11 protein-coding genes are annotated in these 11,283 nt (G+C 53.8%); 7 read left to right on the top strand and 4 right to left on the bottom strand.

Annotated features, from left to right (window positions below):
- Nucleotides 1-1,068: 1,068 nt before the first annotated feature.
- The gene (locus IQ22_RS23630; RefSeq protein ID WP_167654182.1) at nt 1,069-1,380 is read right to left on the bottom strand and encodes a hypothetical protein; all 312 of its coding nucleotides are present in this window, start codon (nt 1,378-1,380) and stop codon (nt 1,069-1,071) included.
- A 74-nt stretch (nt 1,381-1,454) separates the two neighbouring features.
- Nucleotides 1,455-1,958 carry a hypothetical protein gene (locus tag IQ22_RS18070; protein ID WP_208733668.1) on the bottom strand — a complete coding sequence of 168 codons (504 nt, stop codon included), beginning with the start codon at nt 1,956-1,958 and terminating at the stop codon, nt 1,455-1,457.
- 1,182 nt (nt 1,959-3,140) lie between these two features.
- Here IQ22_RS18070 and IQ22_RS18060 point away from each other — a divergent pair.
- The 4 genes from IQ22_RS18060 to IQ22_RS18045 all read left to right on the top strand — a co-directional run bounded on the left by IQ22_RS18060 (nt 3,141) and on the right by IQ22_RS18045 (nt 6,471).
- Complete coding sequence (locus IQ22_RS18060; RefSeq protein WP_158635454.1) at nt 3,141-3,413, top strand: DUF1652 domain-containing protein; 273 nt, start codon at nt 3,141-3,143, stop codon at nt 3,411-3,413.
- Between the two features lie 473 nt (nt 3,414-3,886).
- Nucleotides 3,887-5,035 carry an elongation factor P maturation arginine rhamnosyltransferase EarP gene (gene earP / locus IQ22_RS18055; RefSeq protein ID WP_145144581.1) on the top strand — a complete coding sequence of 383 codons (1,149 nt, stop codon included), beginning with the start codon at nt 3,887-3,889 and terminating at the stop codon, nt 5,033-5,035.
- A 30-nt stretch (nt 5,036-5,065) separates the two neighbouring features.
- Entirely contained in the window at nt 5,066-5,632 is a 567-nt protein-coding gene (gene efp, locus IQ22_RS18050; protein WP_145144578.1) for an elongation factor P, read from the top strand.
- Between the two features lie 92 nt (nt 5,633-5,724).
- The gene (locus tag IQ22_RS18045; protein ID WP_145144577.1) at nt 5,725-6,471 is read left to right on the top strand and encodes a sulfite exporter TauE/SafE family protein; all 747 of its coding nucleotides are present in this window, start codon (nt 5,725-5,727) and stop codon (nt 6,469-6,471) included.
- A gap of 28 nt (nt 6,472-6,499) precedes the next feature.
- On the opposite strand, the gene IQ22_RS18040 is transcribed toward IQ22_RS18045, so the two are convergent.
- On the bottom strand, nt 6,500-7,354 hold the full coding sequence (locus tag IQ22_RS18040) for a LysR substrate-binding domain-containing protein (RefSeq protein ID WP_145144575.1): 855 nt from the start codon (nt 7,352-7,354) through the stop codon (nt 6,500-6,502).
- Nucleotides 7,355-7,451: 97 nt separating this feature from the next.
- On the opposite strand from IQ22_RS18040, the gene IQ22_RS18035 reads away from it, so the two are divergent.
- Nucleotides 7,452-7,691: a DUF1127 domain-containing protein gene (locus IQ22_RS18035; RefSeq protein ID WP_145144573.1), complete on the top strand. Its 240-nt coding sequence runs from the start codon at nt 7,452-7,454 to the stop codon at nt 7,689-7,691.
- A gap of 52 nt (nt 7,692-7,743) precedes the next feature.
- The gene (locus IQ22_RS18030) at nt 7,744-8,973 is read left to right on the top strand and encodes a winged helix-turn-helix domain-containing protein (protein ID WP_145144571.1); all 1,230 of its coding nucleotides are present in this window, start codon (nt 7,744-7,746) and stop codon (nt 8,971-8,973) included.
- Here IQ22_RS18030 and IQ22_RS18025 read toward each other — a convergent pair.
- On the bottom strand, nt 8,954-10,300 hold the full coding sequence (locus IQ22_RS18025; protein ID WP_145144569.1) for a class II 3-deoxy-7-phosphoheptulonate synthase: 1,347 nt from the start codon (nt 10,298-10,300) through the stop codon (nt 8,954-8,956). The two genes, IQ22_RS18030 and IQ22_RS18025, sit on opposite strands and share 20 nt — an antisense overlap.
- Before the next feature lie 118 nt (nt 10,301-10,418).
- Between IQ22_RS18025 and IQ22_RS18020 the strand changes: the two genes are divergently transcribed.
- On the top strand, nt 10,419-11,168 hold the full coding sequence (locus IQ22_RS18020) for a spermidine synthase (RefSeq protein WP_145144567.1): 750 nt from the start codon (nt 10,419-10,421) through the stop codon (nt 11,166-11,168).
- Nucleotides 11,169-11,283: the final 115 nt, after the last annotated feature.

The raw sequence follows: 11,283 nt of genomic DNA, 5'->3' as shown, positions 1-11,283 counted from the left end.
TCTTCGATTTCCCTTGTGTGCTTCTCAAGGGCTTCATGAAGTTTTGCTGCTTCAGGACATAAATGTGGGAGGGCTTGGATAATGTTGGAGGAGGCGTTATTCATAAAATAGCCTGGGACGGCAACAGGCCTGCTCATGGCCTCAAGCTCATTGCGAGCAGAGGTAGTCAGGGATGACTGAGGGGGCTGTATAAGTGATTGGGGGATGACGGAAGGGGGAGGTAATTTCGGTCGCAATATAAGAAGACCCCAGGGAGACCTCTAGGGACTTTTCAGAAAGGGCATTCACGCCCAGTCAATTTCGGTCGCAATATAAAGAAGACCTAAAAGACCCAAGGCCCCTTGTGAAAGGGGTAGATCAATCACGTCTCAGACCTAGTAATAGTCATTGATTAGTAATTTGTCTGAAGGTGGCTCTATAGGGATCTCAGGAAATCCTCAGTAGTATCTTCAGTGCTGACCTAGAGACAGTCCTGGGAGGCTCCCTGAGGTGATCCATAAGAGACCTATGGGAAGAGATAACCATAATTGGTCTTCCTTTCTTGGTCTCATCCTTCAAAGAGGGATCCTATGGGCCACCCTAGTACTATGTCGTTAAATGGCCCGACTGCTCTAGATCAATTCTTTCAGGGGTGAGTGGCCCAGCTTGTACTTAGGTACTACCTGATACGGCTTCGAAGGTCCTTGCGCTCATTCTCGTATGCTAGGCGATTGAGTTTCTTGCATTGCTTCTGTGTGGCTGTGAGCCTTTTGGGTGTTCTTGCAAGGCTCTTCCAGTCGCAGCGATCATTGAAGGCAGAACGCTTTAGGTTCTCAGCAGACTTTTGACGACCCGGCTCAGCCATCTTATCGGCTACCAGTAAGGCAACGTCAGGCATCTCAAGGACAGCCTCGAAGGCATCGAAGACCATATCCTCAAACTCGGATGAAACCCAGGCGGCATAGCGGATGACCGCTTGTTTCGCTGGCGGAATCCCGCTAGCTACCATTCAACGAATGGGTTGCTACGGTGCGCCCCGAACTGTCCTTGTGGGACTCGTCCTCTATTAAAGGTTGAGTGATGACGCCCTTAAAAAGCGAGTCTGTCGATGGTCCGCTTCACGTTGTCGTGGCGGCATTCGAACAGCTCGGCGATCTCGCGGGAGGACGTGGTGATCGGCGCGTTGGCCTGGATGAGGTCCATGACAGTCACTCCGAGATCAGCTTGCGGATATTCGCTGCGGCATTGCGGGCAGCGGTGCCCTCGGCGATCAAGTCCAGGTTCTGTACCTGCAGCTAGTCGATCTTGCAGGTAGGAGCTACCCATACGCTCTATAGGAGACCCTGAAGAGGCTCGACCACCTTCCATCCGCCCCGTCACCATCGCAGTCGAAGACCACATAGCCTCTCAGTGCCAACGAGCCTTTGGAGATCTTTCCAAACTCCTTGGAAATCAGAAGCCTGCTAGGGCTTCAGTTAACGCAAAGCCTTCTTAAACATCCTCACCACAGTGTCCGTGACCACTCCGTACACCACATGCGCTACTAGGCCTCGCGCATGGGCCTGCCATGGATACTCCTGCGGCCTGCCAGACAGGCCTTCGTCTTGCATGAGGAAGAGCCCGAGACCGAACATACTGCCTCTTCCCATACTCAGGCCGGGCATTTTTTCATGGAGAGCTCCGTAGACCGCTCCAGGGGCGACCCCGAGTAAATAGTGAGCAGCGATGCCAGCCAGATGCGGTTGGCTGGTCCCTGTCCCAGTCGTTCCGGCCATCTTTTCCACCATGACATGGGCCGGGTCTATGCCCTTAGGGCGAGCAGCCAGGGTTTGCTGCTTAGCCTCTTCAGGCACATGATCGTAGGCAAACCAGTCCACCCGATCCATAACCCAGACAGCTACCGCACCCGCTGCAGCCCCCACGGCTGCGCCAGCCAGAACGCCTGCGATGCTCATCGCGCGCGAATCGTCATAAGACATGGAGACCTCCAAAACAGTGGACTCTTAGTAGGCAGGCAATGCACAAAGATCAGAGTTCCCCGCACCACTTTGAGTGTATCTGATCGAGTACAGGCACAACGACCCGTCTCCGTACCCGTATAGAACCCATTAACCACTCAAACTAGCACACCAATAATAGGTACATGCAATCGAGTGCAGGACCGCTCGCCATGTTCATCCGTGCCTACCTCCGCGCCTCCGCGAAGACCAGGATGCCAGCCGCGGCAGATATCAACTGATGAGCCATGGCCAGCGCATTGCCTCCTACCACACCGAGAACCAGAGCGGTGCCTCCGTTTAGCGGCCCGAGCTGTTCCTCCTCTTGAGCGACTCCCAGCCAGGGATGTGCTGCTGGTAGAGCAGGTGGATCGGTTGTCCCGTCTGACCAATGCCGACTGGCAGCAACTGCGACAGCTCATCAAGGCCAAGGAGGTGATGGTGGTGGCACTGGATTTCCCCACCCTCTCACCAGTTCCTGAACCACCCAGGCAGACCATCCCTTGCAGTTGCGCTTCACTGAAGGACTAAGGCGCTCCTGCAAAGCTTCAGAAAAACAAATGACGCCCCACCACAGGGATGGGCAGACCGACGTAGGGGGCATCATCATTCCTCTCGCTCCGTCAACAACCGCCACTCTCCAGTTTGGCTTGCCTCTCTTGTATCGGTACAGGAAATCAGTACAAGATCGAGACCTTCAATGGTGGTGGACCATAGAAATCAATCACTTAAGGAAGAGTAGTGAGCCTTGTGGGTTTGAATCCCACCCTCACCGCCAGATAAACGAAACCCCTGTGAGCTAGGCACCAGGGGTTTTGTGCTTTCTGGAGTATAAGCGTTATGTCCCTAAGCTGACTGTCGGTGCGTTGCAGGTCGCGTTGCTGAGTGGTAAAGGCAGTAAGACTTCAACATATATTTCTTTTGAACTCTTCCCTTGAAGCATTCAGTTGCTTCTCAAGGGCCGGTTTTCGGCGCTTGCTTGGGCTTATACTGTTTTCTCAAAACACGATAGCCACGCCAAAGAGATTAATGGCTTAATGCCATTTGTCGCCCTGATTATTCTTTCTGAAATATTCGCGCTCTGCTTCGATAAACTAGGCAAGGTTTTTCGTCAGAAGTGGTAATAGCCACTCAATAGGCATGGAGGCCTATAGGATGGTGTACGTGTCCGATACATTGAGCCTTTCGCAGGCCCAAATTTTACTTGAGTCCAGTTTTTCACCTTATGGCTGTCGCCTGATTCACAGCGAGCAGGAGTATTTCGGGCTGGAGTTTTTTCATCCAGGTACAAAAGATACTCTGATGGTGGTCTTTGGTATGCCTATCGAAGCCGCTCGAAAAGCTACTTCTCTTGGTCGCCTTATTGCCGAGCTACATCTTGATCTAGCTTTCAATGCCGAGAAAACCGTACCGCACGAGTACAGTGCCAGGCTCTAATATGCTACTCACAGGACGCGAGGTCTTGTATGGCGATGGTTTTTGTGCGCCTGTGCTGTAATCGCTTCCCTTGATATGGGCAGGCTCTTTATTTTGCATATTGTTCAAGCCTTGCCCTCTCAGTACGGTTACTTGCTTCAACTTGGTCTGTATTGGCTTCTGGCTAATCAAGCTTCTGTACGAGCACTCTAATACCGTCCACTCTGTTGGAAGTGGTAGAGCAGACAGCTTGTCTGTATTTACACATAGAGCCGCCAGTAGAATTTTAGGTTGAAACGCTTAATGCGCAACAAGAGTGTGTCGCTCTTTATAGGGTTGCGCCTGATTAGGCAGGTGCGCATTGGATAGCATTGTTTAGGACATTTAGATGTCTGGACGTCATTACGAATTCTATCCTTGAGCAAAAGGAAGCATACCTAAGGCTGGCTCTTCCTGCCAAAATTGGAGGACTAAAGCAGGGGCCGTAAAAATCAATGAGCGTGTCGTGGGATATTTTTTGCAGTGTCGTCGATAACTATGGCGACATTGGCGTGACATGGCGTTTAGCGCGTCAATTGGTTGCCGAGCATAATCAGGAGGTGCGTCTTTTTGTGGACGATTGGGTCTCCTTTACACGTATCCATCCCGAAGCCGCCCCAGAAGCGTCGACTCAGCGACTGTTGGGTGTTGAGGTACATCATTGGACCAGTGAGTGGCCGGATATCTTACGGCCGGCCGATGTTGTCATTGAGGCTTTCGGCTGTCCGCTGCCGGCTGTCTATGTCGAGGCCATGGCGTGCCGGACGGTTCAGCCGCTTTGGATTAATTTGGAATACCTGAGCGCTGAGGCTTGGGTCGAAGACTGCCATGGCCTGGCTTCTCCTCAGCCTAACGGATTGAAGAAGTTTTTCTTTTTCCCTGGCTTTACCGCTGGGACAGGTGGTTTGCTCCGTGAGCATGGTCTGCTTGAGCGGCGCCAAACCTTTCGCATGTCGACGGTTGAGCGTGACGCTTTTTTGGTGCAGTTGGGTGTTTCTGTAAGACCGGGGGAGCGGTTGTTTTCCTTGTTCAGCTATGAGATGCCCAGCCTGCATGACTGGCTGGACGAGCTGACAAAAAGCGCTGAGCCTGTTCTTCTCTTGATTCCAGAGGGGCGAGTGCTTGGGAACGTTGCACGCTGGGCAGGCTATGATCGCCTGATGCCGGGAGACGTTTATCATCGAAGGCAGTTGCGCATTCACATTATACCGTTCCGGCAGCAGGACGATTATGATCGATTACTCTGGTGCTGCGATTTCAACGCCGCGCGTGGCGAGGAATCCTTCATACGGGCACAGTGGGCGGGGCAACCATTTATCTGGCATATTTATCCTCAGGATAAACGTGCTCACATGCTCAAGCTGGATGCCTTTTTAGATCGTTACCTAGTGGGGCTGAGCCCTGCTGCAGGCCAAGCGACCCGGGTTCTGTGGCATGCCTGGAATGGTGAAGGCAGTCTTGGTCAGGCGTGGCGTGAGTGGATGCCATACGTAGGTGAGCTGACCGCTCATGCAGAAAGCTGGTGTGCCCGACAGGCTGAACACAATGACTTGGCCTCAGCGCTGGTACATTTCCATGTAGAGCGGCTATCATACAGCGCTTGATTTCTATCTTCTTTCCAAACGGATAACCGCATGAAAACCGCACAAGAGTTCCGTGCCGGCCAAGTGGCCATGATCGACAATGCGCCTTGGGTCATTCAGAAGGCTGAGTACAACAAGTCCGGCCGTAACGCTGCAGTGGTCAAGATGAAGCTGAAGAACCTGCTGAGCGGCAGCGCGACCGAAACGGTATTCCGTGCTGATGACAAGCTGGAGCCGGTCATTCTGGATCGCAAGGAAGTGACCTATTCCTATTTTGCCGATCCGCTGTATGTCTTCATGGACACTGAGTTCAACCAGTACGAGATCGAGAAAGACGATCTGGGCGACGCGGTAAACTACATCGAAGACGGCATGACTGACGTTTGCGAAGCAGTGTTCTATAACGATCGTGTTATCTCCATCGAGATGCCAACAACGATCGTACGTCAGATTGCCTACACCGAGCCTTCGGTGCGTGGTGACACCTCTGGCAAGGTCATGAAGACTGCCCGGTTGAACACAGGCTTTGAAATGAAAGTTTCCGAGTTCTGCAATATCGGTGACTATATCGAGATCGACACTCGTACCAATGAGTACAAGTCACGCGCCAAGGTCTAAGTGGCTGTGATTCAAGAGCCCGGCTAAATGCCGGGCTTTTTTATGGGCGCGTTGTCTGCGGTCTGTTGATGAGCTAGGAGCAAGGAGTTCTCATGGAGGTCGTGTCAATCCTGCTAAATGTCTTCCTGGGCGGTGTTCTGGGTGTGGTTGGCGGGCTGTTTGGTATCGGCGGTGGGTTGATCGCCATTCCGGTACTGGGGCTGCTGTTTGGGTTGGACCAGCAACTGGCGCAGGGCACGGCATTGGTTATGGTGGTGCCTAATGTCCTGGTGTCCATCTGGAAGTATAACCAGCGCAACCGAATTGACTGGCGACGCGCCTTTATCTTATCCGGATCCGGAATTGTGTCCGCTCTTCTGGGTGCTCTCCTGGCCGTTGGGTTGGATCCGGTACTGATGCGCAAAGCTTTCGTGGGTTTCCTGCTGTTTTTGGTGGGATATAACCTTTGGCAACTGCGCATGCGAGGGCGTAGGGGCGAGCATTCACCGGGTATGATCTGGCTGGCAGTATTAGGTCTTGCCGCTGGCGCCTTTGGCGGTTTGTTCGGCGTGGGTGGTGCTGTGATCGCGACGCCGTTACTGACCAGTGTCTTTGGGTTTACCCAAATCATGGCGCAAGGCTTGTCCTTGACGATGGCGTTGCCGGCGACCGGTCTTACGCTGGTCACGTACGCCACGCATGGTGAGGTGTCTTGGGTCATAGGCATTCCGCTGGCAATAGGCGGCATCGTCAGCGTGGGCTGGGGGGTGCGGCTGGCTCACGCTTTGCCCGAGCGTAACCTGCGTGTAGCGTTCTGCGGGTTTTTGCTTGTTTGTGCCATCCTGCTGGCACTCAAATAAACGTCGTAGAATGAGTCGATCTAGGGTGCTAACTGCGAAAGCCTTCCATGATGTAGTCAGCGAAGGCTTCTGTAATTGCAGATTGTGTCCTTGGGTTGCGTACCAGCATGATTCGCGCCGAGGGCAGGGTAGGTAAACCTTCTTCCGTGCCGATAATCCTGAGGTTAGACGTTATCAGGCTCTGTAGTTGAGCCGTGACGGCTAGCCCGGTACCTACCACGGCCAGGATGGCGGACAAGCTGGGGCTGCTATAGGCGATTCGATAATCAATGCCTGCCGTATCCAGTGCATTACACATCCAGGAGCGGCAGAAACAACCGTTATTGAAAGTCGCCAGAGGTAAGGGCTTTTGATTCAACGGTGTGTAACCCTCGGCCTGCATCCAGACAACGGGCTCTTCTCGAAGAAGCTGACCGATTTCATTTCCTGGCTCGCGGGTTACGATAGTCAAATCCAGATCATGCCGTTGCAACAGTTGCAGAGTGGTTTCGCACTGCACTTCAACCTGCACCAACGGGTAGGCTTGGGCGAAGCGAGACAGGATGCCAGGCAGAAAACGCATTACATAATCATCGGGCGTGCCTATCTTGACTGTGCCTACCATGTGCGGCTCGCGTAATGTGTTAAGCACTTCGCTATGCAGGGCCATGATCCGGCGCGCATACCCAAGCAATACTTGGCCTTCGGCTGTCAGTCTGACGTGTCGGCCGTCACGCTCGAACAGGGGGCGCTGCAGAATGTCCTCTTCGAGCCGCTTCATCTGCATGCTGATTGCCGACTGCGTACGGTTGACTGCTTCGGCGGCGCGGGTAAAGCCACCGAGGTCTGCAATGGCGATAAATGTGCGCAGTAATTCAGTTTCGATACTAGGATACTGGGCCATTCATCAATCTCCGAGATGTATAGCATAAGAACTATTCGTTGGATTGATCATAAGCGCTGAAACACACTTGTGCCATACCTATGCAGGAGGGCATGGCATGACGATTCGCTTAATACCTTTCGCTCCAGAACGCACTTCTATAGCTCCACATGATTGGCCGCACGGTTCGCTCTGGCGCCGATTGATTGCCCGCTTTGAACGCTGGCGTATGTTGTCCCGGCAGCGGCATCAGCTGGCCATGCTAAGTGATGAGACGTTGAAAGACCTTGGGCTTTCCCGTGCCGATGTTATCCAGGAAAGCGAGCGCCCTTTTTGGGATGATCCTTTCTCACGTTGATGTTGGGGGCAGGCTTGTTTAGGGTGGTGGTTCTTTCATTCAGGAAAGCGCCATGTCGTCACCCTTGTCCTTATCCTTGAAAGAGGCGCGTCGACTGGCGCTTAACGCTCAAGGCTTCCTTGATGCCAAGCCGCGCGGAAAGGTTGGTCATCGGCACATTGAGGTATTAATTGAGCGGCTTGGGCTTCTTCAGATCGATTCGGTCAATGCGCTTGTTCGTTCTCATTACCTACCGCTTTTCTCTCGGCTGGGCTATTACCGTACGGCTCTGCTGGATGAATTGGCTTGGTCCAAGGGTAAGCGGCGCCGACTATTCGAGTGTTGGGGACATGAGGCTTCGTTGTTGCCGATGACCAGCTATCCCCTGATGCGCTGGCGTATGCAACGGGCCGCACAGGGACGGGGTATTTATAATGAGCTGGCCCGTTTGGGGCGGGAGCAGCGAGAGGTAATCGAGCGTGTTCTCCAGGCCGTAAAAGAACAAGGCCCTTTGGGGGCAGGCAGCTTGACTAGCCGAGTTGAGCGGGCCGGCCCCTGGTGGGATTGGAGCCCTGAGAAAAAAGCATTGGAATGGCTGTTTGCTGCCGGTGAGGTGACAGTGGCGGGCCGGCGAGGTTTCGAGCGGCTTTACGATTTGCCCGAACGTGTTATTCCTCCGGAGATTTTAAATCAATCGTCTCTAGACGAGGCCCAGGCACAGCGTGAGCTGATTCGTCGCAGCGCTTGGGCCATGGGCGTCGCGACGGAAAAGGACCTGCGTGATTATTATCGGCTCGATTCTGCTGACAGCAAGGCACGCATTGGTGAGTTAGTAGAAGCTGGCGAACTACAAGCTGTCGCAGTGGAGGGGTGGAAGTCTGTGGCGTACGCTGGCAAAGAGCTCAATATGCCGGTCCGCAGGCGGCAGATTAGCGCCCTCTTGTCACCTTTCGATTCGCTCATTTGGGAGCGCTCGCGTACCGAGCGGCTGTTTGGTTTTCGTTACCGGCTGGAAATCTATACTCCAGCGCATAAACGGGTATACGGTTATTACGTTTTACCGTTTCTCCACAACGAGCATTTGATCGCCCGGGTGGACTTACGCGCCGAGCGTGCCCATGGTCGGCTGGCGGTACATGCGGTGCATTGGGAGGGGGCGCGGATGAACGAGGAGGATGCCCAGGCATTGGCTGAAAATCTCCGCCAGTTAGCCGACTGGCTGGGGCTGGCGGAAATTCATCTACAGGGCAGCGCCTTATCGTTAAAGGCGCAACTGGCTCATGTTAGCGGCGCACCTGCTTGAGCGTCTCGGCAATCATAAAGGCCAGCTCCAGAGACTGATCGGCGTTAAGACGAGGATCACAATGGGTATGGTAACGATCAGACAGGCCCGCTTCGGTGATAGGGCGTGATCCGCCAATACACTCGGTCACGTTCTGTCCGGTCATTTCAATATGGATGCCACCTGCATAGGTGCCTTCGGCCTGATGTACCTCAAAGAATTCCCGTACTTCTGATAAGACACTGGCGAAATCACGCGTTTTGTAGCCGCTGGACGCCTTAATGGTGTTCCCATGCATAGGGTCAGAGCTCCAAAGTACTTGTCGACCTTCCCGCTGCACAGCCTGAAGCAGGCGCGGCAGATGTTCCGCTACCTTGTTGGCTCCCATGCGGACGATCAGGTTGAGGCGGCCGGGGTCGTTGTCTGGATTGAGAATATCGATTAGTCGAATCAGGTCTTCCGTCTTGGTCGTCGGACCTACTTTGACACCGATCGGGTTGTTCACGCCTCTCAGAAACTCTACGTGGGCACCGTCCGGCTGGCGGGTCCGGTCGCCGATCCACAGCATATGAGCAGAACAGTCGTACCAATCGCCGGTCAGGCTGTCGCGGCGCACGAAGGCTTCTTCATAATTGAGCAGCAACGCTTCATGGGCTGTGAAAAAGCTCGTCTCTTTTAGTTGCGGAGCACTGTCCAGGCCGCAGGCTCGCATAAAAGCCAAGGTTTCATCGATTCGGTCGGCCAGCTGGTGATAACGCTCGGCCAGCGTAGAGTTGGCAATGAAGTCCAGATTCCATTTGTGAACCTGATGCAGATCGGCAAAGCCGCCCTGGGCAAAAGCTCGCAACAGGTTGAGCGTAGAAGTGGCTTGGTGGTAGGCCTGAAGCAAGCGCTGCGGGTCCGGTACACGACTGGTTTCATCAAAGTTAATGCCGTTGACGATGTCTCCCCGGTAGGCAGGTAAGGTCACGCTGTCCTGGGTTTCCTCGCCTGACGAACGAGGCTTGGCGAACTGGCCAGCCATACGGCCAACCTTGACTACCGGGCAGCCAGCCGCGAAGGTCATGACCACGGCCATTTGCAATAATACTTTGAAGGTGTCTCGGATCTTGCCTGCTGAGAATTCGGCAAAGCTCTCTGCGCAATCGCCGCCCTGTAGCAGGAATGCTCGCCCTTGGGTGACTTCGGCAAATTGCCGACGCAGTTCACGGGCTTCGCCAGCAAAAACCAGAGGCGGATAACTCGCCAGGGTATTTTCCACGTCTTTCAAGCGAGTGGCGTCAGGGTAGACAGGTTGCTGCTGGATAGGTAAGGCTCTCCAGCTGTCAGGGCTCCAGGGTTGACTCATGGCAGGCTCTTGCATAGTGGGCAAATAGGACTGGCATGATAACCGTTTGTAGTCTTTCTCCGTGATGGACGTCTTGTATCGGTCTGCTTAAGATCTGGCGCTCATAACAGGAGGGAATATGGATACCGCAGAGCGTTTGCTGGCCGAGATACATGACGAGCATGGCCGTATACGGGTTGTAGAAGTCGGTGAGTACCGTTTCCTTGAGTTTGGTGACGAGGTTGAGCAAAGCTGCGTTTCAACGAAAGATCCCGGTTGGCTGGAATACGATTATGGTCGCGCTATGCTGCTGGGGGCCCTATGCCCATCTGCACCTGAGTGTGCCTTGTTCCTGGGTCTGGGAGCCGGAACTCTGACTCGGGCATGTCTCGACTGGCTACCACTGACCTCAGTCGAAGCAATTGAGTTGCGCGAAGCCGTTCCTCAACTTGCGCGTGATCATTTTGGTTTGGGCGATGACCCCCGGTTGCACATTCGTATCGGCGATGCTGTCGATCTGCTGGAAACGTGCGAGCCGGCCGACGTTATCTTTGTTGATCTTTATACCGATGTAGGACCTTCTGCCGCGCATCTGGCTTGGGGGTTTCTAACCAGTTGCCAGCGTAAGCTGAAGCCAGGCGGGTGGTTGATCATCAATCAATGGACCAGCACGGACAATAAGCCGCTCGGTGCAGCGTTCCTGCGCGGAATGTTTCGTCATCACTATTGGGAGTGCCCAGTACCGGAAGGGAATGTGATTATTTTTGTACCGTCCAGCCTGGAAGAGGAGTTAGATAAGGAGGCGTTGCGTAACCGCGCTCGTGTATTAGAGACGCGCCTAGGGTATTCCTTGCAGACGTATATCGATTTGCTTAGGCCAGCTACCTGAGTAAGGGTAATTTAAAAGAAATTCAATAGGCTGCTGGGCTTTTGACTTGTATTCGGCTATGATACGCGCCGGTCTTTTCAGGCCTTTCCGTTCAGGAACTGCATTATCCCGGCGC

The organism is Pseudomonas duriflava, assembly GCF_007830155.1.
GTDB classification, from domain to species: domain Bacteria; phylum Pseudomonadota; class Gammaproteobacteria; order Pseudomonadales; family Pseudomonadaceae; genus Chryseomonas; species Chryseomonas duriflava.
The sequence above is the reverse complement of the archived record's forward strand: the minus strand, read 5'-3'. Positions and strand labels throughout refer to the sequence as shown.

Bases quoted from the DNA above. Each gene is read 5' to 3' on its own strand.
- IQ22_RS23630 (WP_167654182.1), bottom strand. From the start codon at position 1,380: ATGTGGTCTTCGACTGCGATGGTGACGGGGCGGATGGAAGGTGGTCGA.
- IQ22_RS18070 (WP_208733668.1), bottom strand. From the start codon at position 1,958: ATGTCTTATGACGATTCGCGCGCGATGAGCATCGCAGGCGTTCTGGCT.
- earP (WP_145144581.1), top strand. From the start codon at position 3,887: ATGAGCGTGTCGTGGGATATTTTTTGCAGTGTCGTCGATAACTATGGC.
- efp (WP_145144578.1), top strand. From the start codon at position 5,066: ATGAAAACCGCACAAGAGTTCCGTGCCGGCCAAGTGGCCATGATCGAC.
- IQ22_RS18045 (WP_145144577.1), top strand. From the start codon at position 5,725: ATGGAGGTCGTGTCAATCCTGCTAAATGTCTTCCTGGGCGGTGTTCTG.
- IQ22_RS18040 (WP_145144575.1), bottom strand. From the start codon at position 7,354: ATGGCCCAGTATCCTAGTATCGAAACTGAATTACTGCGCACATTTATC.
- IQ22_RS18035 (WP_145144573.1), top strand. From the start codon at position 7,452: ATGACGATTCGCTTAATACCTTTCGCTCCAGAACGCACTTCTATAGCT.
- IQ22_RS18030 (WP_145144571.1), top strand. From the start codon at position 7,744: ATGTCGTCACCCTTGTCCTTATCCTTGAAAGAGGCGCGTCGACTGGCG.
- IQ22_RS18025 (WP_145144569.1), bottom strand. From the start codon at position 10,300: ATGAGTCAACCCTGGAGCCCTGACAGCTGGAGAGCCTTACCTATCCAG.
- IQ22_RS18020 (WP_145144567.1), top strand. From the start codon at position 10,419: ATGGATACCGCAGAGCGTTTGCTGGCCGAGATACATGACGAGCATGGC.